The 24785-nt window shown below is 48.8% G+C and carries 18 protein-coding genes; 4 read left to right on the forward strand and 14 right to left on the reverse strand.

The window, feature by feature from the left end:
- Nucleotides 1-6: 6 nt before the first annotated feature.
- The 3 genes from ACM9J1_RS04990 to ACM9J1_RS05000 all read right to left on the reverse strand — a co-directional run bounded on the left by ACM9J1_RS04990 (nt 7) and on the right by ACM9J1_RS05000 (nt 3147).
- Nucleotides 7-939, reverse strand: coding sequence for a geranylgeranylglycerol-phosphate geranylgeranyltransferase (locus ACM9J1_RS04990; protein WP_415580848.1), 933 nt, complete (start codon nt 937-939; stop codon nt 7-9).
- 130 nt (nt 940-1069) lie between these two features.
- Nucleotides 1070-2008 (reverse strand): mevalonate kinase family protein, encoded by a 939-nt coding sequence (locus ACM9J1_RS04995; RefSeq protein ID WP_415580849.1) that lies wholly within the window; start codon nt 2006-2008, stop codon nt 1070-1072.
- Nucleotides 2009-2067: 59 nt separating this feature from the next.
- Nucleotides 2068-3147, reverse strand: coding sequence for a diphosphomevalonate decarboxylase (locus ACM9J1_RS05000; RefSeq protein WP_415580850.1), 1080 nt, complete (start codon nt 3145-3147; stop codon nt 2068-2070).
- 84 nt (nt 3148-3231) lie between these two features.
- On the opposite strand from ACM9J1_RS05000, the gene ACM9J1_RS05005 reads away from it, so the two are divergent.
- Nucleotides 3232-3708, forward strand: coding sequence for a TspO/MBR family protein (locus ACM9J1_RS05005; RefSeq protein WP_415580851.1), 477 nt, complete (start codon nt 3232-3234; stop codon nt 3706-3708).
- On the opposite strand, the gene ACM9J1_RS05010 is transcribed toward ACM9J1_RS05005, so the two are convergent.
- The 11 genes from ACM9J1_RS05010 to ACM9J1_RS05060 form a co-directional block, all read right to left on the reverse strand.
- Complete coding sequence (locus ACM9J1_RS05010; protein ID WP_415580853.1) at nt 3709-4509, reverse strand: alpha/beta hydrolase; 801 nt, start codon at nt 4507-4509, stop codon at nt 3709-3711. It lies immediately after the preceding gene.
- Nucleotides 4510-4548: 39 nt separating this feature from the next.
- Complete coding sequence (locus ACM9J1_RS05015) at nt 4549-5754, reverse strand: BaiN/RdsA family NAD(P)/FAD-dependent oxidoreductase (protein ID WP_415580854.1); 1206 nt, start codon at nt 5752-5754, stop codon at nt 4549-4551.
- A complete protein-coding gene (locus ACM9J1_RS05020; protein WP_415580855.1) occupies nt 5751-6434 on the reverse strand; it encodes a glycerophosphodiester phosphodiesterase in 684 nt (227 codons plus the stop codon). The genes ACM9J1_RS05015 and ACM9J1_RS05020 overlap by 4 nt, the downstream gene beginning before the upstream one ends.
- Nucleotides 6435-8081 (reverse strand): alpha-amylase family glycosyl hydrolase, encoded by a 1647-nt coding sequence (locus ACM9J1_RS05025; protein WP_415580856.1) that lies wholly within the window; start codon nt 8079-8081, stop codon nt 6435-6437.
- Entirely contained in the window at nt 8078-10456 is a 2379-nt protein-coding gene (locus ACM9J1_RS05030) for a glycoside hydrolase family 31 protein (protein WP_415580857.1), read from the reverse strand. Before ACM9J1_RS05030 ends, ACM9J1_RS05025 begins: the two co-directional genes overlap by 4 nt.
- 104 nt (nt 10457-10560) lie before the next feature.
- A complete protein-coding gene (locus ACM9J1_RS05035) occupies nt 10561-12447 on the reverse strand; it encodes a glycoside hydrolase family 13 protein (RefSeq protein ID WP_415580858.1) in 1887 nt (628 codons plus the stop codon).
- A 22-nt stretch (nt 12448-12469) separates the two neighbouring features.
- A complete protein-coding gene (locus tag ACM9J1_RS05040; RefSeq protein WP_415580859.1) occupies nt 12470-12817 on the reverse strand; it encodes a hypothetical protein in 348 nt (115 codons plus the stop codon).
- Between the two features lie 55 nt (nt 12818-12872).
- Complete coding sequence (locus ACM9J1_RS05045) at nt 12873-15176, reverse strand: glycoside hydrolase family 65 protein (RefSeq protein ID WP_415580860.1); 2304 nt, start codon at nt 15174-15176, stop codon at nt 12873-12875.
- A 155-nt stretch (nt 15177-15331) separates the two neighbouring features.
- On the reverse strand, nt 15332-15988 hold the full coding sequence (gene pgmB / locus ACM9J1_RS05050; protein ID WP_415580861.1) for a beta-phosphoglucomutase: 657 nt from the start codon (nt 15986-15988) through the stop codon (nt 15332-15334).
- A complete protein-coding gene (locus tag ACM9J1_RS05055) occupies nt 15981-17534 on the reverse strand; it encodes an MFS transporter (RefSeq protein WP_415580862.1) in 1554 nt (517 codons plus the stop codon). Before ACM9J1_RS05055 ends, pgmB begins: the two co-directional genes overlap by 8 nt.
- 319 nt (nt 17535-17853) lie before the next feature.
- Complete coding sequence (locus tag ACM9J1_RS05060; protein ID WP_415580863.1) at nt 17854-18888, reverse strand: LacI family DNA-binding transcriptional regulator; 1035 nt, start codon at nt 18886-18888, stop codon at nt 17854-17856.
- A gap of 214 nt (nt 18889-19102) precedes the next feature.
- Between ACM9J1_RS05060 and ACM9J1_RS05065 the strand changes: the two genes are divergently transcribed.
- Genes ACM9J1_RS05065 through ACM9J1_RS05075 form a run of 3 tightly spaced genes read left to right on the forward strand, consistent with a single transcriptional unit; the run spans nt 19103 to nt 24765 of the window.
- A complete protein-coding gene (locus tag ACM9J1_RS05065; RefSeq protein ID WP_415580864.1) occupies nt 19103-22051 on the forward strand; it encodes a SusC/RagA family TonB-linked outer membrane protein in 2949 nt (982 codons plus the stop codon).
- An 11-nt stretch (nt 22052-22062) separates the two neighbouring features.
- Complete coding sequence (locus ACM9J1_RS05070; protein ID WP_415580865.1) at nt 22063-23661, forward strand: RagB/SusD family nutrient uptake outer membrane protein; 1599 nt, start codon at nt 22063-22065, stop codon at nt 23659-23661.
- A gap of 27 nt (nt 23662-23688) precedes the next feature.
- Nucleotides 23689-24765 (forward strand): SusE domain-containing protein, encoded by a 1077-nt coding sequence (locus ACM9J1_RS05075; RefSeq protein WP_415580867.1) that lies wholly within the window; start codon nt 23689-23691, stop codon nt 24763-24765.
- Nucleotides 24766-24785: the final 20 nt, after the last annotated feature.

Consider the following 24785-nt stretch of genomic DNA (forward strand, 5'->3'; position numbering starts at 1 on the left):
ATTCCTTTACTGCGTGAGTTGGGTTTCCACCAATTGCCGTCCGTGGATGAGTACTTTCGGATCGATCAAAACAATGCAGAAAACCCCGGCAACAATCAGGAACTTCAATAGGTTGTGTAACTTCAGGAAGTCTTTCCTTTCGGCGGACGGCCACAGCGTGACCAGGAAAAACAGCAGCAGGATGAAGCAGCCGTAAAAATAGATGTCCATGTAGCCAACATCGTACACTTCGATGAGCAAATACACGGGAACAACGGTCAAGATCGTCAGGACGGAAATAATGGTCTTCGATACTTTCTCGCCGTACAAAACCGGAATCGTTCGGTAATCGGCTAATAAATCGCCCTTGATGTTTTCCAAATCCTTGATCATTTCGCGCACCAAAATCAAGATGTACAGGAACGTGGCGTGGGCGAAGATGATTTCGACGTGCTGGATTTCGAAATGGCGGAAATGGTCTTTCTTGAACAGGTAGATCAATATCGCGAAAAACGGCAATACGGCCAGCAATGCCGCGGTGATATTGCCGATGATCGGATACTTTTTGAGCTTGTGCGAATAGAACCAAATCAGGAAAATGTACGCCGAGAAGAACAGCAGCACGCGCCACGAAAGGAAAACCGAAATCAGCGCCACCAATGCATTGAGGGTGAAATACACGTACAACTTCGTTTTCTGGCTGACCAATCTGTCGAGCATCGATTTGTTTGGACGGTTGATCAAGTCCTTTTGGCTGTCGTAAAAATTGTTGATGATATAGCCAGAAGCGATAGACAGCGCAGACGCTAAAACAAGGATGAAGACGCGCCAATCGAGAACAATGCTTAATGCAGGAATGTTTTGCGGGGCAAGGATGAAGATTGCCGATAGGTATTGCGCCAGCACAATCACCGCTACATTATACCCGCGGACGACCGAAAACAAACTGATGATCTTCATCAAGAGCAATTTGTTTTTCCGGCTGATTCTCATAATGAATAATTAATAGTTAATAATGAATAATTGATGGGAATCCGTATACCAGCAAGCGCTTCCCACTATTAATTATTAATTGTTCATTATTAATTGACTAAAACTGGTAAACGACTTCCAGCTTGTAGTCTTTCAACGACGCTTTGGCTTTGTCAAGATCTTCGGTAAACCCAAGGATGTAGCCGCCGCCGCCGGAGCCGCACAATTTCAGGTAGTAGTCGTTGCTCTCGATGCCTTTTTGCCAAATGCCGTGGAATTGCTCCGGAATCATCGGCTTGAAATGGTTCAGCACGACTTTAGACAATTTTTTGGTATTCGAAAACAGCGATTTCACGTCGCCGCCGAGGAAGTTGTCCACGCAGGCGTCGGTGTATTTCACGAATTCGTTCTTGAGCATTTTCCGGAAACCTTGGTCTTTGAGTTTTTCCATGAAGATGTTCACCATCGGCGCGGTTTCGCCTACGATGCCGGAATCCAAAAGAAAAACGGCGCCTTTTCCGGCTTTTTGCTGCGCTGGAATTCCAGTAGCTTCTATATTTTCTGGAGAATTGATCAGGATTGGAATGCTCAGATAGCTGTTGAGCGGGTCAAGCCCTGAACTCTTGCCGTGGAAAAACGATTCCATCTGCGAAAAGATCTTTTTCAACTTGAGCAATTTCTCGCGCGTCAGATTTTCGAGCACGGTAATCTTGTCGTTGGCGTACTGGTCGTAAATCGCCGCCACGAGCGCACCGCTGGAACCCACGCCGTAACCTTGCGGGATGCTGGAATCGAAATACATTCCGGCCTCAACGTCATTTTTGAGTTGTGCGATGTCGAAAGTAACCAACTCCGGCTGCTCGCTCTGCAGGTTATCGAGGTACGAAACGAAGCGTTTCAGGCTGGCATTGGATGATTTTGCTTCGGCAGAATCCATGTCGTCCATCCGCAACGCGCCTTTGTAAAAATTATAAGGAATCGATAAACCTTTGGAATCTTTGATGATGCCGTACTCTCCGAAGAGCAAAATCTTGGAATAAAATAGCGGTCTTTTCATAAATTTCGTTTTATTGGGCTACGCTCCATACAGTTCGGCTGCGCCTCAGGTGGTTAAAGCTACAACTTTTCTGCACCAAATCCAATAGTATCGCAAATGTACTGACCATTTTGACAATAGCCAACTAATTCGTTCCTAATAAATTGCAAAACGGCTGCGATATCGTTTTCGGGATACAACACATGCACGTTCGCTCCCGCATCTAACGTAAAACAAACGGGAATATTGGTCTCGCGGCGGAATTTCCAGATGCGGTTGATGATTTCCAATGTATTGGGTTTCATCAGGATGAAATACGGCATCGAGGTCATCATCATGGCGTGTAGCGTCAAGGCTTCACTTTCTGCGATCTTGATGAATTCATCCAGGTTGCCGCTTTCCAGTACGCGGGACATATGGGTGAGGTTTTCATGCGCCTGTGCAAACCGTTGCGTCGCGTACGGATGGCCGTGCATGAGTTCGTGCCCAACGGTGCTCGATACTTGCTTTTCGCCCTTATCGACGAGCAAAATCGTGTCTTGATAATTTCGGAAATTCTCGTGTAATGTTCCCGGAAACGGCACGCCAAAAAGGTCTGAACTTCCGTCCGTATCGGCATGATTTCCCCAAACCACGACTTCGCCCCGGATGCTGCGGCACGCGCTTCCCGAACCCAATCTGGCCAGGAACGATGCTTTCCGATAGAAATAATCGTCGGTCATTTCCGGGTTGAGCGCGCGTTCCAATTGCATGAGGTTCATCGCCAAGGCCGCCATGCCGGAAGCCGATGACGCAATCCCGGACGAATGTGGAAACGTATTGCGTGTGTCTATCGTGAAATGGTAATCTTTCAAAAAAGGCAGATAGGCGTCGATGCGCGCGAAGAATTTCTGGATTTTAGGCTTGAAATCTTCCTTGGGTTGCCCTTCAAAAAGCAAATCGAAGGAATGCCCGCCCGAAGTCTTTTTCTCAAACGCCAGCGACGTAATGGTTTTGCAGTGGTTCAGCGTAAAACTTACCGACGGGTTGGCCGGAATCTGGCCCGGTTTCTTGCCCCAGTATTTCACCAGGGCAATGTTGCTGGGCGCGCTCCAGGTAAATGTGCCGCGCGCTAAGCTGGCGCCATACTGCGCAGGGATGAAATCTTTTTCCGTAATCATATTGGTGTCGGGTTGCGCAAAGATACTTTTTTTGCGCGAGCGGTTGCCGCAAAAACCCAAAATCCTTACCTTGTAAAGAAAAAGATGCACAAGATTTTAAAGATTCTCGTCCTTGTGGCCACGTGTTTGGCCGTCGGATATTTTTCTTCCATCGCCACGCGTTCGGGCATCACCGATTGGTACGCCTACGTTGAAAAACCATCGTTCAATCCGCCGAATTGGGTGTTTGCGCCGGTGTGGAGTTTCCTGTACATTTTAATGGGCGTGGCCGGCGGGCTTGTTTGGGCCAGGATGGATTTCCAGCGCGAAGCCGTGCGCACCGCATTGTTTTTCTTCGCCGTGCAACTCGCCCTTAACGGGTTGTGGTCGTTGCTGTTCTTCGGGTTGCGCAATCCGCTGTTGGCCTTGATTGAGATTGCATTACTCTGGCTGATGATTTACGAAACGTGGGCAAAATTCCGCAAGATTGACCGTGTGGCAGGCTGGCTTTTTGTTCCCTATTTGGCTTGGGTCAGTTTTGCGGCGGTGCTGAACTTCAGCATTTGGTGGCTCAACAAGTAACTATCGGTTCAGCGTCCAGATCAATGCTTTTTCTTTGGTTGCCCTGAAAATGGTATGGTGTTCTTCTTTGGGTTCGTGCGAATAGGCCCAAGTCACCTTTCCCGCTTTTTTGACGATATCCGACAGTTCGCGGGTAAACGGCGCAATGTCCTCAGCGCTTGACGAGGCGAACCACAAATATTTCCCACTTGGAAAGTCGGCCAGTCGTTCCGGGGCTTTTTTCACCAACTCGTGGTCGTTCCACCAAAGCGACGGGTCGAAGGCGATGTAGTAGTCGAACAACTCCGGCTTGAGGAAAAACGTTTCCACCACAAAAAGGCCAGACAAAGATTCGCCCAAGATGCCGCGCTTGCCAGAAACACGATAACGTTTTGCGATTTCCGGGAACAATTCGTCCGAGATAAACGCCCTGAATTCAGCCGATTTGCCCACAACCGGTGCCACTTTTTTGTCGCTTTTAACCGTCGTCGGGCCAGTCAAATCGCGTCTGCGCTGCGTATTCTCAATCCCGATCAGTATGAACGGCGGGATTTTCTTCTCGGCAATCAATTCGGCCATCGTATTGGCGATGTGCGGGAAGTCTTCCTTGATGCCGCCATCGGCCATATACATCACCGGCAAGGCAACCGTATCGGTGGCATATTGTGGCGGTTTCCAGACATTGATGACGCGCATTTCGCCCACCATTTTTGAAGCTATGTTGAACGTGTCGTGCGCCGGAATCGGGTCGTGGGTTTGCGCCCAGTTGGAGTAGGAGTTCAAGGAAAAAAGCAACAACAAGAAAAACGAAGATGATTTCATTTCCGCGGGTTTCTTGCTAATGTAAGTACTTTCTTTGTTTTAGCCGATGGCATCCGCCAAAATAAACCCGCCCGTCCACGCATTCTGGAAATTAAACCCACCGGTAATCGCGTCGATGTTTAGGATTTCGCCCGCGAAGTATAGGTTTTCGAGCAACTTGCTCTGCATCGTCTTGAATTCGATTTCCTTGAGATCAATCCCGCCCGCCGTCACGAATTCTTCCTTGAACGTGCTTTTCCCGTTGACCTCGAATTGCCCACGCGTGAGTTGCTCGGCCAGTTGTTGCAGTTGGCTGTTGCTCAGGTTGGCCCATTGCATTTCCGGGCCGATGCCCGAAGCCCACGTAAGGCTTTCCCACAAGCGGTTCGGCAGGTCAAACGGGGACTTTTTTGCGACGGTTTTTTTGGTGTGTTCCAGCTTCAATTCCTTTAGCTGTTCGAGCGCATCGTCTAAATCTGTGTTGAGCCAGTTCACCGAAATCGTGAAGCGGTAATTCCTGTCGAACAAATCGCGTGCGCCCCAAGCCGAGAGTTTCAAAATGGCCGGCCCGCTCATGCCCCAATGCGTAATGAGCAGCGGTCCTGAAGCTTTCAACTTGGTGCCGTTGATTCTTACGCTGGCGGTGGCCGAAATGCCCGGAAGGTCTTTGATGCGGGCGTCTTTGATGTTGAAGGTGAAAAGCGATGGCACCGGCGGCACGATGCTGTGGCCGAGACTTTCCAGCAACTCCCAGATTTTCGGGTTGCTTCCGGTGGCCATGACGAGTTTTTCGCAGCGGTAGTTTTCGTTCTGTGTATCGATCTTCCAGCCTTTTTCAGATTTGAAAATAGACTGGATGCTCTGTCCGGTAAGGATTTGGACGCCGAGTTTTTGTGTCGCACCCAGAAAGCAATCGATGATGGTTTGCGAGGAATTTGTGGTCGGGAACATCCGGCCGTCGTCTTCGATCTTCAACGCGACGCCGTGCTTTTCAAACCATTCCATCGTATCGCCCGACGCAAACCTATGGAACGGCCCGCGCAATTCCTTTTCGCCGCGCGGATAAAATTTGGCCAGTTCATTCGGGACGAAACACGCGTGCGTCACATTGCAGCGTCCGCCGCCGGAAATGCGCACTTTCTCCAGGACATTTTTGCCGCGTTCCAGGATGGCGATGGATAATTTCGGATGCCGTTCGGCTATGTTGATCGCCGTAAAGAAACCCGCTGCGCCGCCGCCTGCAATGATGATGTCAAACTGTTTCATAACCGGTCTGGAAAATCTGTGATGATGGCATCGACGCCAAAGGATTTCATCCGCGCCAAATCTTCGGGTTCATTCACCGTCCAGGCAAAAACGCCGAAACCTTGTGATTGCATCCGGGCCGTATTTTCTGAAGTCAGCAAGTGGAAATACGGATGAATCGTGTCGGCCTGAATCGATTTTGCGAATCCGATGGCGAGTTCCAGATCGGCTTCGGTCAAAACCCCGAGCGGGACATTCGCATTCGATTCCCGAATTTCCTTGAGCGCAACCCAGTCAAACGAAGACACGAGAAATTGTCTGTAATCACGGCTGTTTTCCTGAACATATTTTTCAATCAGGTGCATCACGGGTTTGGCCGCCTGTTTCGCCTTGAGTTCGATGTTGACGAGTTTCGACGGTATGGCATCGACGGTTTGCGCCAGCGTCGGGATGTTGTGGATGCCGTCTATCTTCAAGTGGTTGAGTTGCGACAAAGACAAGTCTGCCACATTTCCTTTCTGGCTGGTCGTTCGGGTAACCGAATGGTCGTGGATGACGATGATTTCGCCGTCCGCAGACAAATGCACATCGAGTTCAATGCCGTCTGCGCCCAGTTCAAAGGCTTTGGCAAACGATGCCAACGTGTTTTCGGCGACATGGCCTTTCGCGCCGCGGTGCCCGATGTTCAGGATTTTCGGCATTTATATTTTTTCGAGCAATACGATATCGAAATCGGAATCGATGGTAACGCGCCCGTTGATTACAGTCGTCATCTGGCCGGAATACGCATCGTACAATTGCGCGCCTTCCTTGAATACCGACGACACGTTGAGCTCTTTTTTCCCTTTCGGCAAGTCCAGCCCAACGACAACGCGGTCCAGGAATTTTCCGTTTCTGTAGCCGCGGCTGAATACGTATGGTGCCGAAGAAATTTGCTGGTGCACGCCTGCCCCGATGGCCGGATGGTTTTTCCGGAATTGCCCGAGTTTCTGCCAATGCGCCAGGATTTTCTTGGTTTTTGCATCGCTTTGGATGTCGGACCAGTTCATGAACGAACGCAATTTAGCATCGCCTTCCGCACCGGGAATGGCCAGCGAACGTGCGCTTTCGTCGCCGTAGTAAATCTGCGCGATGCCCGGCGACAGCAACAATTTCGTAGCGCTTTCAAAAGGCTTTTCGCGGTTGGCATCGAACGGCTGTCCGTCGTCGTGCGAAGACAGATAATTCAGGACGCTGTTGCCTTCGAGAATCGTGTTCAAGCGATCCGAATACATCGAGAACAAAGCCTCGTAACTGTCTTTCGCATTCCATTTGAATTCGAAGTTGATCAGCGCGTTGAAACCGTTGCTGTAATAGTTCACCTTCTTGTCGCCGAAGTCAAATTCACGGCCGGCGTTGATGCCGTAATTGTATACTTCCGCAATGGTGTAGAACGGGTTGCTGTCCAGTACTTTCTCCGGATTTTTGCGCTTCCATCGGCCAAATGAAAACTCACATTGGCGCTTGAAATCGGCCCAGACATCTTCGCCGAGATGTTTCACCGTGTCTGCGCGATAGCCGTCGATCCCGAAATCAAGGATGTAATCGGTGAGCCATTTGATGATGTAATATTTCGGCGCTCGCGGGTAACCGGTACGCGTGAAGAATTCGTCGAGTTCCTTCATTTCCTTTTCGTAACGGCCTTCGGCTTTCCACTTGTCGGCCAAGAATTTCGGGATTTCCACGAGTGCATTGCTTTCCGTGCGAATGTCCGGTAGGTTTTTCACCAGCGTACAAGCCGTCGTAGAATCATAGGTTTTGTAGTCGCACTGCGGCGTGGTGCGCACCCAATCTTGCGGCCATGATGCATCATTTGGCGTTTCCGGGCCGGTGTGGTTGATGACGCCATCGAGCATGATGCGAATGCCTTTCGCGTGTGCTTTCGTGACGAGTTCGGCCAAATCTGCTTCGGTGCCGAAATTCGGGTCGAGCCTGGTCCAGTCGTGCGCCCAATAGCCGTGGAAACCATAGGTTACGCCGGTGCCTTCGTCTGTGCCGTCATGGATTTGTTCGACCACCGGCGTAAACCAAATGACATTGACGCCCAATTTGTCGAAATACCCTTCGTCGATTTTCTGGATGATGCCACGCAAATCGCCGCCTTCAAAGCCGCGGAGTTTGGCCGTTTCGCGCGTGCGGTTCAACACGACGTCGTTGGATTTGTCGCCGTTGTTGAAACGATCGGTCATCAGGAAATAAAGGTTGGTGCCTTCCCAGACAAACGGCGCTTGTGCGGATTGCTTAGATTTTTGAGCCGATACATGGGCGGCAAACAGCGCCGCAAACAGCAATATGATTTTTTTCGTCATAATTCGATCGTGATTGTGGTTTCGCCCGGATTGACCGCAACGGGAATATAGTACATACCATTTCCGACGCTAAAGGTAGGAACTTTTGCCTTTCCGATGAAGGCTGCACGCGGCGCCTTTTTCAGGTTGTGGATGTGAAACTGGTAGTCTTTAGTGGCTTTCGGGTAGTTTTTTCCGAGTTTGTCGTTGATCGTGATGATGATGGTCTTGTCATTGACTTTAGACGTAAAGGTCATCAATTCATACTGATCTTTTTCAAAGGCATCGGGCGTTTTGCCGTCGTCCATATACAATTCGCCGCTGCTTGTGGCGACCGACGGATCGTAATAAAAATGGATGTTGAGGTCGGTCTGCGAATATTTCTCGGTGTTTTGATAAACGATTCTCGTCAGCGGGACAAATGCGCCGCCACGCACATACACCGGAATGTGATCTGCCGGCGCCGGAACGGTTTCGGTGCTACCGCCGTCGTACTGGTAATCCTGATAGAAATCATACCAATGGCTGCCTTTCGGGAAATACACCGATGCCGCATTGACGCCCGGTTTCTTGATGGGCGTCACCAAAAAGGCGCTGCCCCAGAAATAACTGTCGCTACTGCCGAGGAGTTTGGTGTTGTCTGGTTCGTCAAAGAACAACGGGCGCATGAGCGGCGTGCCGTTGCGGTGGTTTTTGAAGGCGAGCGTGTAATTGTACGGCAACATCTGGTAGCGCAATTCGACCTGCTTTTTGGCTTGTTGCATCGTCAGGAGATCTTTGTAGACCGGTTCGGAGGCCACCAATTCCTGTGCATGTGGGCGAAAAATCGGTTGGAACACGCCGTATTGCAACCAGCGCAGATACAGTTCGTTGTCGTTGTACTCGCCCGCAAAACCGCCCAAATCGGAATGCATATAGGCCAAGCCTTGCATGCCCATTTCCAGCGCGATTTCGGGTTGGCCCGAAAGCCCGCCCCAGGAACGGCTCACGTCGCCGCTCCAAGGCATCATGCCAAAGCGTTGCGATCCGGAATAGCCGGCACGCATCAGGATGAACGGACGCTGATCTGGAAAATCTTTTTTGTAGCCGTCGAAAATCATTTTAGCCCATTCATGGCCGTAAATATTGTGCACTTCGTCCGCCATACCTTTCACAGTGATAGCTTCTGAAGGGAAGACTTCGGGTTCGCCCAAATCACCCCAAACGCCTGACACGCCTTGCTTTGCGAGGTCTTTATAAATTTTCCAGAACCAGTCGCGCGCCTGCGGTTTGAAGATGTCGATGATGCCCGTGTTGCCGAAATAAAAATCATAGGTGAACGGTTTTCCGGCAGCGTCGGTCGCCAAGACTTTTTTGTCGACCGCTTCCTGCCATTTCTTGGATGTGGTCAGGATGAACGGCTCGGTGATGAGGATGGGTTTGATGCCTTTGCCGTTCAAATCATCAAGCATTTTTTTAGGTTCGGGAAAATTTTCTTTGTCGAATTCCAAGTTGCCCATCGTGCCTTTGATGGTTTTGCCGAACCAGTACAAGTCGAAGATCATGGCATCGACCGGGATTTTCTTTTCGTTGAAATGACGTGCCGTGGTCATGGCCATTTCCTGGTCACGATACCCGAACCGGCTGGCGAAATTGCCCAGCGACCAGCGTGGCGGCATGGGCTGGCGTCCGGTGAGCGACGTGTAATTTTCTACGAGTTTGTCCCAGGAATCTGCGGCGATGACCTGATAGGTTTTGCGTCCGGAAATGGTTTCGTAGGCCAGCGTATTGTTTTTCTTGCTGTCGAGATCGAGATACCCGATGGCCGGATTGTCAAAATGCACGGCGTACAGTTTTGACGACATGACCATCGGGATACAGAAGTTCATGAGTTCGGCTTTGGTTTCGTAGCCGTAGTGCGCACGGTTGTACAACTGCAAACGGTTGCCGCGTCGGTTCATGCCGAGCACGCGCGCGCCGCCGCCATACAGCACTTCGTCGGTGGTAAGATTGAAGTCGAGGGTTTCGCGTTCGGCTTTGGTGTAGCCGTTTTTCTCGGACAACAGTTGCTTGTTTCTATAATGGTAAACAATCTGGAACGGTGCCTTTTTGATCTCGACGGTGATGCCGGGCGTGATGTATTTGAGACTTGCCGGTGCGTCTTTTAACTGCGGCGTAAAGGCGTTGGGCGCGAGTACGACCGCGTGCGACTCAGGATTGTAGGATTCGCCTTTGGGCAGGAACGTGGTCTCGACGATGTTTTGGTTGTAGCAGACGATGCGGTACGTGCCGTCGGACACCGTGACTTCCAGATTCAAGGCGTTTTGTTTGTAACCGATGAATTGGCGCACATTGTTTTGTGCCAGTGCTGCTATGGAAATGAAAAGCAGCGCGAAGCCGGTGAATTGTTGTTTCATGGGATAATGCCTAGCCCCGATTGCAGCGGCATCCTTTTGCGTAGTTTGCGGAGCAAAAGATACAGCGGAAAGCGGGAAATTGCTTCTAAAAATACTAAGTTTCTTTATTCCAGTTCTAATATCAGCGCCGATTTTGCATCGAGGGAAAACTCGTTTTCGAGTGCAAAGGTTTGCCCGGAAATGACGTCTTTGCCGCGTGTGGCGTTCCTGATGTTTTCGGCGAAACGATTGGTTTTGACCGTTTGTTTCTCGTTGGAATTATTGACGACGACCATCACGCTTTCTTTGTCGTTGTGGCGGAAATACACATAGACGTTGTTTTCCGGAACGTACTGCGTGGTCTTACCCGTGTGGATCACCGCTTTGTTCTTGCGCCAGTTGAACAGTTGGGCCGTGTAGTCGAAATAGGCGTTTTGTTCGGCAGTACGCCCAGCTTTGGTGAAGGCGTTGTTCGCATCGCCCGGCCAGCCGCCAGGGAAGTCGCGGCGGATGTCTGCATCGCCTTGGTTTTTGTCACCTTTCATCCCGATTTCGGAACCGGTATACAATTGCGGAATGCCGCGCACCGTAGCGACGAGCGCCATGGCCATTTTGTATTTACGGATGTCGGGGTAAATCTGGTTGAACCGCTGCGTATCATGATTTTCGGCAAAGACCAGGATGTTGTTGATATCGGGGTAGAGGAAGTCGTTGGTGAAGTTTTCGTACACCTTGATGATGCCTTTGTCCCATTCGTGTTTGTCTTCGTTGAATACATTTCCGAAAGCGTCGTGCAGGGTAAAATCCATGACGCTCGGCAGGTAGGAGTTGTAATTTTGGATGGCGCCGATTTTCGAGTCTTTCTGCCAGTAGGCCATTTGCGCCTGGTCGTGCATCCAGACTTCGCCCACGATATTGAAGTACGGATATTCGTCGGTGATGGCTTTGGTCCATTTGGCGATCCCAGCCTTGTCGCAATACGAATACGTGTCCACGCGGAAGCCGTCGAGGTTGGCGTACTCAATCCACCAGATGGCGTTTTGCGTGAGGTAGTTCAGCATCAATTCATTGGACTGGTTCAAATCGGGCATGGATTTGACGAACCAGCCGTCCATGCACATTTTGGCATCGATGGCCGACGCGTTCTGATCAAACTGCGTGGTCATGCGGTAGTTGGTTTGCGCATACCCCGGAAATTGGTGAAGCCAATCATAGGTGGGCATGTCCTGCAACGTCCAATGTTTGCCCCAGTGGTTGGTGACGTAGTCCAGAATGAGTTTCATGCCGCGTTTATGGAGTTCGGACGAAAGCCTCAAATAATCGTCGTTGGTGCCGTACCGCGAATCGATTTTGTACACGTCGGACTGTCCGTAACCGTGATACGAACCGCGCTCGTCGTTGTCTTCGCAAAGCGGCGTTGACCATAGCGCCGTGGCGCCTAGTTCATGTAAGTAATCGAGATGTTGGATGATGCCTTCGATATCGCCGCCGTGCCGCGAACCAGGTTTGGAGCGGTCTGCTTTTTCGGCAGTATCGGGCGTGGAATCGTTGTTGGGGTTGCCGTTGGCGAAACGGTCGGGCATGAGCAGGTAGATCATGTCGGACGAATCAAAACCCTCGCGCAAGGCCGAGTCTTTGCGGCGTGGCTTGAGCTCGTACTTTTTGGTAAACGCCGTTTTGTTTTTGGATTTGAATGAGAATGTGAGTTCACCTGGCGCTACATTTTGCGTGTTGATGGTCACGAAAACGTAGTTGGGATTTTCGGTCTTGGTGACGTTGCTGATGACGACGTTGTTGGAAACCGACACGTCGTACTGCGCGATGTTCTTGCCGTAGAACATGATTTGCAACTCGGGGTTTTTCATGCCGGAAAACCAGAACGGCGGTTCGGTTTTTTGGAGTTGGGCGACGGCGGATTGGGTGTGGAGTAATATAATTACTATAAACCCCAAAGGTTTTAAAAACCTTTGGGGTTTAAACGAGTAGCTAAGATTTTTGATAAATGATGTCATGATAATTTGAAAATTAATCAAGTTAAAGAATTTCAATTCGGTCGAAACGCCTTCTAAACAAACTTCCTTTTCTGTCATACCGTTTATTGATGGATTTCGCATAACTATTCAGCAAATTTGACAGTGGCTGATAGAGCTTATCTCCATATTTTTCCGGAATTTCATTCGCTTCCCGGAACTTCAAAACCAGCGCTATTCGATGTTCCTGCAGATCGAAATCTACGATTTTGCATACGGGATCGAGGTGTTTGAAAAGCAGTTGCATAAAATAGAACTTATTTGCCTGTTCAAAGAACAAAGGCTCATCGCCGTTGCCCAATTGCACGATTCGATAAGTTTTACCCGGTTGTATCGGTTCAAGTTTTTGCATGTACGAATAAACCCCAAAGGTTTTTGAAACCTTTGGGGTTTTCCCGCACATTTTCTTAAACCGTCACCAAACTATTAGGCTCCACGGAAACCGCTTTCCCGTTAACGACAACGGTCACTTCCCGGTCGCCTTCCAGTGAAAATTTGGTCTCGTTTGCGCCCACCGAAATCTTCAAAATCTGGTTCCGGAAATTAATCTTAAACGAATATCCTTTCCATTCCTTCGGGATGCGCGGCGTAAAATGCAACACATCGTCTTTCACGCGCATGCCGCCAAAACCTTCCACGATGCTCATCCACGTGCCGGCCATCGACGTGATGTGGCAACCTTCTTCTACTTCCTTGTTGTAGTCGTCCAAATCAAGACGCGACGTCCGGAGGTAAAATGTATAAGCCATGTCCATTTTACCCAAAACCGCAGCCTGGATAGAATGCACGCATGGCGACAACGAACTTTCATGCACCGTAAACGGCTCGTAAAAATCAAAGTGCTTTTCGAGTTGTTCCATCGAAAAATGATCTTCGAAGAAATAAAACCCTTGTAACACGTCGGCTTGTTTGATATAAGGCGAACGCAGAATCCTGTCCCAAGACCACTTCTGGTTAATCGGTCGCTGCGACTTGTCCAGGTCGTGCACTTTTACCAGTTCCTTGTCCAGAAAACCGTCTTGTTGCAGGAATACACCGAATTTTTCCGAAAACGGGAAATACATATGGTCGGCCACTTTTCTCCAATGTAAAATTTCCACGTCATCGAGCTTGGTTTTGCCCATGATGCGCGCAAAGTCCGCAGGGAAGTCGGCTTTTACTTTTTCGATTTGCTGCGACGCGTAATCAATGCACCATTTCGCAAGGTAATTGGTGTACCAGTTGTTGTTGACGTTGTTCTCATACTCGTTCGGCCCAGTCACGCCAAGGATGACGTATTGGTTTTTATCTGCCGAAAACGTGGCACGTTGGTGCCAGAAACGGGCAATTCCGATGAGCACTTCCAGTCCTTTTTCAGGGATGTATGAATAATCTCCGGTGAAGCGGTGGTAATTGTAGATGGCAAAAGCAATCGCGCCGTTGCGGTGGATTTCCTCAAAGGTGATTTCCCATTCGTTGTGGCATTCTTCGCCGTTCATCGTCACCATTGGGTAAAGCGCCGCGCCGTTGGTAAAACCGAGTTTCGCTGCATTTTCAATGGCTTTGTCCAATTGATTGTAACGATACGTCAATAGGTTTCGCGCCACGTGCTGGTCTTTGGTCGCCATGTAGAACGGGATGCAATACGCTTCGGTGTCCCAATAGGTTGAGCCGCCGTATTTTTCTCCTGTAAAACCTTTTGGCCCGATGTTCAACCTGGAATCTTTTCCTGAATACGTCTGGTTCAATTGGAAAATATTGAAACGGATGCCTTGTTGGGCTTTCACGTCGCCATCGATAGTGATGTCGCTCATTTCCCAAATGTGCGCCCAAGCCTCGGCCTGTTCCTCCAAAAGCGTTTCATAGCCTTTCGCGCGAGCCGATTTAATGACGTCTTTCGCAGCCAAAACCGTATCGGTGTGGTTGAGCGATGCCGTGTAGCCGCCAATTTTCTGGATGCTGGCAGTTTGTCCTTTTGCGGCAGCAACCGCGTAACCGAAAACGATCTTTTCATTGTTGATCGAACTCCTTTCGGCGTCGATGGCCTGCGCATTTCCGTCCAGCAAAATCGCGTTGTGCATGAACGTGGTCACGGTAAAATGCGTCTTGAAGGTTCGTGCAGTCACGAAGGCTTCATTCCCCGAATGACTGGCGCCGAGCGGTTCCCAGAATTTCTCTTCCCAGTTCGCATCTTCGTTGTGTACGCCGGCGTCCAGATAGGGTTTGAAGACGATTTTGGCGTCGGTATTTTTCGGGGTGATTTCGTAGTGGATGCAACCGGATTCGTCGAGTTCCATCGACAAAAAGCGGCATACATTCACCGAGATTTCTGTGCCGTTTTGCAATTTCGCCTCGAAAGAACGATGGTACCAACCTTCTTTCATATTGAGTTCACGGCGGAAATTGTCCACCGAAACACAGGTGTTCAAATCGAGGTTTTCGCCATTGATTTCGATGTCGATGCCAATCCAGTTCGGGGCGTTCAACACCTTGGCGAAATATTCCGGATAACCATTTTTCCACCAACCCACTTTGGTCTTGTCCGGGTAATAAATCCCGGCGATGTAACTGCCTTGGAACGTTTCCCCTGAATAACTTTCTTCAAAGTTGGCGCGTTGGCCCATGCGTCCGTTGCCGAGGCTGAACAGGCTCTCAGACGACTTTACGCTGTCGCGGTCAAATCCTTCTTCAATGATAGACCAGTTGTCTGGTTTGATATAATCTTGGTGCATTTTATTGTTGTCAAATGTCAAACGTCGAAATTCAAACGACGTTGTTTAGTTATTATTCATTTTCATGGCCGATAACCGGCTTCGTTTTCTTTATTCAGTAATTGTCCGCAGCCTTTTGTCTTGATCGTTCGACGTTCGACATTGGACATTTCGACTTATTTTTTCATCAACGTTTCCAGAAAACTCGAATCGATGTGAACGAAATCCGGGAAACAGTATTGTGCTTCGTGTAAAATCTTTGCATCGCCAATGCCTACGCTGGTCATGTTTGCGATGTTTGCGGCCTGTACGCCGGCCACCGAATCTTCAAAAACAATTGAATCTTCGGGCTTGACATTCAGTTTTCGGGCGCATTGCAGGAATACTTCCGGATCAGGCTTGGCGTTGGTCACGTCGTTGCCGTCTACAATGGCGTCGAAAAACTGGATGAGTTTTACTTTTTCGAGGATTGGGCGTGCATTTTTACTCGCCGAACCCAGTGCAATAGGTTGTTCTTTTTCTTTTAAGAACTGCAGGATGTTGAGCACGCCCGACAGGATTTCAGATTCGTCCATGGCATCGATATAGGCCAGATAATCTTCATTCTTTTGTTTGAGCCATTGGTCTTTGTCCTGCTGTGTGGCGTTGATTTTTCCGAGGTCGAGGATGATGTCCAGGCTTCGCACGCGGCTCACGCCTTTTAAATGTTCGTTGTGTTCTGGGGTAAATTCGATCCCGAGCGAATCGGAGATTTTCTGCCAAGCCAAAAAATGGTACTTGGCCGTATCTACGATCACGCCGTCAAGGTCGAAGATGAATGCTTTTTTACTCATTAATGTCAATCTTTTTGTTTGTGGAAACCGCCAAAGTCAGCATGCCCGCCAAGATCATGGAACAGCCGCCGACGATCAGGGCATAAACCGGCTCGCTATTGAAAAATTCCTTCACAAGAAATCCAAGGATTGTTCCGGCGACGATTTGCGGGATGACGACGAAGAAATTGAAAACGCCCATGTAATAGCCCATTTTGCCCGCTGGTAACGCACCGGAAAGCATCGCATAAGGAATCGATAAAATACTGGCCCAAGCAATCCCGACGCCAACCATGGCCAACAACAAACCGACTTTGTCCGACAGGAAATAAATCGAAATCAACCCCATGCCACCGGCAATAAGTGCGAGCATGTGCGTGAATTTGTTGCTGGTGCGCTTGGCCAAGACCGGAAGCAAAAATGCTACGGCCGCCGCCACACCGTTGTACACGGCAAACATGACCGGAACCCAATCGGCCGCATCGTTATAGGCCTTGGTTTTCGGGTCTGATGCGCCAAAGACGTGTCCGGTGACTACGTTGGTGGTGTAAATCCACATTGCGAATAGTGCAAACCATGAGAAAAACTGCACCCAGGCCAATTGTTTCATCGTCTTGGGCATGTTCAGCAAATCGGTGACGATGACCGTGAACCCGTTGCGTACGTTATTTTTGCGGAGTTGTGACACCATTGCAAACAAGAAACCGACGACGAGCAATCCGATTGATAGGATATACAATTCTTTGTGCGCATCGGTTTTGCCTTCGTCGTTTGGTGTGATGTTGATGTGATGCACATACATTGACGCCGATATGCCGACAACCAGCAATGCCAACCCGATCAGGAATTGCCTTTTGACCGTCACGCCGCTTTGGGTTTCCATGCGCTGGTGATGGCCTTTGCTGGCAGTTTCTTTTTTGGCTTCCTCGAACGCTTCGAGTTCTTCTGGGGAATATTCCTTGGATTTGATTACAGTCCACAAAACGGCAGCCAGGAAGCAAACACCGCCCACGTAAAAAGACCATTTTACCGATGGCGGAACGATGCCGTCGGGCGCGGTATTTTCGAGTCCAACCCAATTCGTGAAAATGTACGGCAGCGCAGAACCGACCACGGCGCCCAATCCGATAAAGAAACTCTGCATAGCGAAACCGAGCGTCCGTTGTTGTTCCGGAAGGTTATCGCCCACAAAAGCGCGAAACGGCTCCATCGAGATGTTGATGGATGAATCCATGATCCAGAGCGTTCCGATGGCAATCCATAAAGTCGGTGAATTCGGCATGACGAGCAATGCCAGGGCAGACAAAATTGCGCCAACCAAAAAATAGGGCCTTCTTCGCCCGAGCCTTGTCCAGGTGCGGTCCGAAAAATAGCCCACAATCGGCTGGACAATCAATCCGGTTAACGGTGCGGCAAGCCAGTAAAGGCCAATTTTGTCTACATCGGCGCCTAAAGTGTCAAAAATCCGTGAAGTGTTTGCGTTCTGCAGGGCAAAACCGAACTGTATGCCGAGAAACCCGAAACTCATGTTCCAAATCTCCCAGAAACCTAATTTACGCTTTTCCATATCGTACGTTAAAATTGACGATAAGCGCGTGGCTTATCAAAACTTAAAGGGTCGAAGTAAAGTATAAGCTTTGATAATTGCGGGTAAAGATAAATTTTTTAATTGATAATTGACAAACGATCATTGACAATTGAGGGAAACGGTGTGTTAAAAGGCGTTTACAACGTTTGCGTGTTGAAAAGAATTGGCGACGCGTCGATGTTTGGTGTAGCCCGCGTTAGCGATTGAAGCATTGTCTGAGCTCTTGTGCGAGGTTACGAGCGCAAAGCGAGTGCGTAAAGCGCGGGCCGCAGGTAACGCCCAAATTGTACATGGTCAATTATGCATTGCCAATTGCCTTCGTCGATTCGCGCTCAATCAAATGGGTTTCAATGACTTCTGTGCGGTAATGTTCGTCGTCTTCGTCGTCAGATTCGAGCCTGTCGATGAGCATCATGGCGGCTTTGCGGCCCATTTTGATGCCGTCTTGGCTCACGGTGGTAATGGTTGGCGTGGAATACATGGAAATGATGCCGTCCGTAAAGGCGATGACCGAGATGTCTTCGGGCACGCGGAAGCCCAGTTTGTTGGCGGCTTTGATGGAAATCACGGCGAACAATTCGTTCACGGCAAACACGGCGTCGGGCTTGAATTTTTCGATGAATTTGCTGATTTTGGGTTCGCAGTTTTCAATGTCTTCTACTTTAAGGATCAGGTTTTCATCGAACGGTAAATCGTTGTCCAACAAGGCTTTGGTATAACCGTCTGTGCGCAATTTCCCGACGCTCACATAATCTACGGTGGTGACCAGCGCAATGCGTTTGTGGCCCGATTGGATGAGGCTTTGCACGGCATCATAAGCGGCGGCTTTGTCGTCTATGATGACTTTGTCGCAGAGAATGTCGCTGGTGACGCGGTCAAACATCACGACCGGCATGCCTTGGTTGATGATTTCGGTGATGTGGTGATAATCGGCCTTGAATTGAGTTTCTTTCGAAAGCGACATGATGAAGCCGTCCGTTGACCCGTTGGCGAGCATTTCCATATTGATGACTTCGCGGTCAAAAGATTCGTTGGACAAACATACGATGACGTTGTAACCTTGCTCGTTCGCGACTTGTTCGATCCCGCTGATGACCGTCGCGAAAAAGTGGTGCACGATTTCGGGGATGATGATGCCTATTGTCTTGGTTTTCCGGTTCTTAAGGCTGAGTGCGATGTTGTTGGGCTTGTAGTTGTAAAGCTTGGCGAACGCCTGCACTTTCTGGCGCGTGTCTTCGCTGATTTCGGGGCTGTTTCGCAATGACTTTGATACCGTCGAGATAGACACATCCAACTCCTTGGCGATTTGCTTAAGGGTAACCTTTCTTTTCATCAAATTGTGATTTTCGAAATAAAGGTAAATCTATTTTTGGTTTATCCCAATTTTACCGTTAAAATCTGGGATTTTGCAAAAGTTTTCAACACGAAAACGTTTTCGGCGGACATTTAACGAGTGTTCACCTTTAAACCTCAAATTTTTACATAAATTTAACTTTCGAAGTAAAGTATAAGCACAACAAATTCAATTTTTAACCTAAACAAAATGTATGAAAGCAATTTACAAAAAGTTGTTATTTTTATTGCTGATTTTACCGCTTAGCGCACTGTCACAGAGCACGTTGAGTGGAACGGTCACCGATAAAGCATCCGGGCAGCCGCTTCCGGGCGTCAACGTTGTGGTTGAAGGCAGCAACAATGGTGTTTCCACCGATTTCGACGGGAAGTACCAGCTGGCCAACCTCAAAGTGGGCGAAACAGTGGTTTTTTCCTACGTCGGCTATAGTTCTGTGTCGGTAAAATTCACCGGTCAGGCCACCGAAAACGTATCGCTTCAGGAAGATGCAAACCAATTGCAGGAAGTGGTGGTTCAAGTGGGTTACGGTACGGTCAAAAAGAAAGATGCGACAGGTGCCGTAGCAGTTATCGGGACCAAAGATTTTAACCAAGGCAACAATGTGACCGTGGAGAATTTGCTTAGCGGACGTATTGCAGGCGTTACCATCAACGCGGGCGGCGGTGCGCCGGGAACCGGCACGACCATCCGGGTTCGCGGGGGTTCTTCGCTGTATGCCAACAATAATCCACTGATCGTAATTGACGGTCTTCCACTCGATGACCGGACCAATACCGGGTCAACGTCTTACTTGGGCGGCATTAACCCTGCTGATATTGAGAGTTTCAGTGTCCTGAAAGATGCCTCGGCTACTGCTATCTACGGGTCGCGCGCAGCCAACGGCGTAATCTTAATTACAACCAAGCGTGGTTCCAAGAAACTCTCGGTGGACTATAACTTCCAATATGGTTCGGGCCATAAGATTTCCAATGTCAATGTATTCGGTGCTAACGATTTCCGCGAACTCATCCAAACGTATCAGCCAGGCTTTTTGCCGCGACTGGGCACACACGATACAAACTGGCAGGATGAAATTTACCGCAGGACAGACTTCGTAGACAATAACGTATCACTTCGTGGCAACCTCTTCGGCGTGATTCCCGGTCGTTTGACAATCGGTAATACCTATCAGGAAGGTCTTCGCTTGACCAACGACTATACGCGAAACACGGTCTCGACGTCATTGAATCCAAGTTTCTTGAACGATCATTTGAAGTTCAGGGTCAATGCGACTTTTACCAATGAGCAAAGCCGTTTTGCTGATGCGGTAGAAGGCACGGCTTTGTTGTTTGACCCAACTCAGCCGGTATATGACGCGCAATCTCCTTTCGGAGGGTTCTTTGAGTATTACGGACTAGTTGGCAATTTGCCGGTTCCTACCGCACTTGCCCCACGTAACCCGGTAGCGCAATTGATGCAGACTAATGACAGTGGCTTTAACGATCGTATCTACGGCAATGTGGAAACCGATTATAAGTTTCACTTCCTCCCGGAGCTTCGCGCAGTAGTTAACCTTGGATATGACCAACAACGCGGTAAGCGTACCCGCTACGTCAATGGAGGCAATACTGTTGCGTCTTCACCAAGTAATGGTGATCTTTTTTATGGAACAGACGAAACGAGTGAGCGCTTGCTGATTAACCGCCTTTTTGACGGATACTTGGTATACAACAAAACGTTTAGCAAACTATCTACAGAATTCCAGGCAGGTTATTCTTACCAAAAGTTTGAGTCAAAAGAGTACAAGACCAACAACGTCAACAACCCAACCTATGGTGGGCCGGTGGTGGACATTAAAACGCCAATCGTTTTGCTAGGTCTTTTTGGCCGTGCCAATTTTAACTATGACGACAAATATCTCTTGACCTTGAGTTACAGGCGAGACGGTACGTCCCGTTTCAGCGAAGACAATCGTTGGGGTAACTTCCCGGCCGCAGCCTTCGCGTGGAAAATGAACAATCAATTCTTTAAGGATTCTAAAACTCTTTCCGACTTAAAGCTTCGTCTTGGTTGGGGTGTCACAGGTGTACAGGATATTGGTGAGAATAACGCAGATGACTGGTTGCAAGTTATACAGACAGGTACTGCGGAGTCACAATATTACTTCGGGCCAACGCCATATCCATTGGCTGTTTCACAATATTACAACCCTGACATTAAGTGGGAGGAAACAACCACCTATAATGCCGGTATCGACTTCGGATTCTTCAACAGGATCAATGGTTCGGTTGACGTATTTTACAAGTTGACACAGGATATGTTGATCCCGGCGGCCATTCCGGACGGATCGAACTTCTCGAACGCCGGCTACCAGAATATTGGCGATATGTCTACAAAAGGCGTCGAAGTTGGCATCAATGCTGACATAATCAAGAAAGAAAATCTTAATTGGAACGTCAACTTCACTTTCACCAAGTTCGAACGCAGGATTGAAGAACTAGCATTGGACAACGACATTTTTATTGCCAGTGAGTTTGGCGGAACCGGCGCTACCTTGGGCATCCACAGAGAAGGCTACACACCCAATTCATTCTATGTTTACAAACAATTGTATGATACAGCTGGCGACCCAATCGAAAGCGCGTTCGCTGACTTGAACGGTGACGGCATCATCACAGACAAAGACCGTTACATCGCATACAACCCAGACCCGGATGCGGTTTTTGGTTTTGCATCTAGTTTGAATGTCTGGAACTTTGATTTCTCGTTCAACCTCAGGGCAAGCTTGGGCAACCACGTTTTCAATGCTGTTAACGCCACGCGCTCTGTATACGGCTACTTGAATTTCAACGGTTTCCCGTCTAACATCCCGACATCAGTTGTAGATACCAACTTCTCTGAATACAACCAAACGGAAACGATTTTCTCAGACAACTATATTGAAGACGGTTCATTCCTTCGCGTAGATAACATCACGTTAGGGTATACTTTCAAGAAGTTTGTAAGCGAGGGCAGTTCATTGCGCCTTTCTTTTGGCGTGCAGAACGCGTTCTTGTTTACGAAGTATTCTGGTCTTGATCCTGAAATCAATAACAGCGGAATCGATAATACGATCTATCCAAGACAACGCACGTTCCTTTTTGGAGCAAATGTTAAATTTTAAAAAGAAAAACTATGAAAAAACTTAAGTTTTATTCCATGATTTTCCTCTCTATTGGCGTATTTAGTGCTTGTACGAGCGATCTCGATATCACTCCTGAAGACGACAATACGTTTACCGCTGAGGAATTTTATGCACAACCGAACGCCTATCGAATGGCAGTCGCTGGCGTATATGGAAACTTATCCATGCCAGGCGTAAACGGCGCGACGTCATCATCGTTAAGCGGTGTCGATGCCGGTACCAGCCAATATGGCCGTTGCCTATGGTATTTGCAAAACCTTACCACAGACGAAGTGATTTGGAGCTACGAAAATGACCCGGGCTCGAGGGACTTGCAGCGTAACACCTGGAACTCCAGTAATCCAATCATCCTAGGGATGTTTTCCCGTGCAATGGTGGGTGTCGCGATTTGTAATGAATTCCTGCGGCAGACCACGGATGAGAAACTTTCGGCCCGTGGTGTCACCGACGCTGCATTGCTCGCCGATATCGCCGATTTCAGAAATGAAACACGCGTCATCCGAGCGATGTATTATTACAATATGCTCGACCTCTTCGGAAAAGCGCCATTGTATGATGAAAACAGTCCGTTGAACTCACAAGGACCGCAAATGGACCGCCCAGAACTGTTTGAGCACATTAAAACAGAGTTGACGGCCGTCTTGCCAAGTTTAAAACCAGCGAGGACGAATGAGTATGGGCGTGTTGATCAGGCAGTTGCGCATATGATTTTGGCTAAAATGTATCTCAATGCAGAAGTCTATATTGGTACGCCGATGTATACTGATTGTGTCGCGGAATTAAATCAGGTAATTGCGGGCGGTTATTCCCTCAATACCAATTATCTGAACAACTTCAAAGCCGATAACCACACGTCACCAGAGATGATTTTCACTTTGGAATCTGACGGTAACGCAACCCAAAATTATGGTCCGACCACGGTAATGGTCAATGGTCAAGTTGGCTCTCTTGAACAGAACGGCGCTGCTATTGGCGTAGGCTCCGGCGGTTGGGGTGGTGCGCTTCGCCTTCGTAAGCAGTTTGTGCAAAAGTTCCAAAGCGCGGAATTCGCAACCGACCAACGCAACACGATTATCGAGAACGGCAGGCCAATCGATATTGCCAGTCCAACGGCGCAAGGCCAAGGGTTTATCCTCCAAAAGTACTCTAACATTGGTTCTGACGGAATTGCCGGTCCAAACACCACCTTTGTCAACACAGATTTTCCATTGTTCCGCTTGGCGGATGCGTACCTCATGTATGCGGAGTGCGCTGTTCGTGGAGCTTCTGGCGCAACTACGGCTCAAGCTGTAAACTATGTCAACGCACTGCGTGAAAGGGCAAATGGAGGTTCAACGGTTGCAAATATTGATTCGGGAGATTTGACGCTGGACTTTATCCTTAACGAACGTTCCCGTGAACTCCATTGGGAAGGTCACCGTAGGCAAGATTTGATCCGCTTCGGGAAATATACCGGTGGATCATACAACTGGGCTTGGAAAGGCAATAGCGCAAACGGTATAGCAATTCCGGCATTCATGAAAGTATATCCGATTCCGGCTGCTTCATTGGCCGCCAATGGCAACCTTGTTCAAAACGAAGGCTATTAATTACATAACATAATAAGCATAATAGAAATGAAAAAAATATTTAAATCAGTTTTGGTTCTATCAATCCTGGCAGGACTTGCATCATGCGAGGAAGAGAAAGATCTTATCATTGCATCTCCACAAGGAGAGTTTAGGTTGTTGACGCCAACCTCGGGAGAAACTGTGGTTTTGGCGCCGGAGACACCCAATAACCCAGGCGTTTCCCTCAGTTGGGAAACCATGGATTTCGGCGTTCAAACTGAAATCACGTACACCGTTGAGGCAGACCGTTCTGGAGACAATTTCGATACGCCGCAAGTTGTAGCTCAAACAACAAACACGTTTGCTTCCGTAAACTCTTCTGACTTGAACGGCATCGCGCTGGCCTCGGAATTGGTTCCTTTTGAAGCAGGTAATCTTGACTTGAGGGTTAAAGCAACTATTGGTAACGGCGCAGAAGCGGTGTATTCAGATGTGGTTACCTACGTGGTGACGCCATATACTACCGAAACGCCTAAAATGTATGTGGTAGGCAACTTCCTTAATGCTTCAGGTTACGGTAATGATTGGACGCCAAGCAACGCAGTGCCAATTTCGGCTTCTGGTTTTGGTCAAACAGATTTCGAAGGCTATGTCTACATGAACATGTCTTCTATCGAGTACAAAATCTTGCCTACAAATGAAGGTTGGGACGGCGATTACGGCGATGACGGTTCGTTTACTGGCACGCTGATTCAAGAAGGCGAATCAAACATCACCATGAGTGGCCCGGGCTATTTCAGGATCAAAGCAACCACCAACGGCTCTGGCGGTGGTACTTATTCTGCACAACCAGCAGCGTGGGGCATCATCGGTTCTGCCACGCCAACCGGCTGGGATTCCGATACCAACATGACCTACGACGCCACGTCTAAGAAATGGACCATTACCATGAATTTGGTGGGTGGTCAGAAAATTAAGTTCAGGGCCAACGACACTTGGGATTTGAACTATGGTGACAATGGTGCTGACGGTTCGCTAGAAGAAGGTGGTGCCGATATCGATGTACCCGCTTCAGGTAACTACACCGTTACTTTGGATCTGAGCACACCAAGAGCGTACACTTTCTCACTGCAATTGAATTAATTCATTTCATGTTTTACCAA

It is taken from the genome of Flavobacterium longum (genome assembly GCF_965137575.1).
In the GTDB taxonomy this organism is placed as follows: Bacteria; Bacteroidota; Bacteroidia; order Flavobacteriales; family Flavobacteriaceae; genus Flavobacterium; species Flavobacterium longum.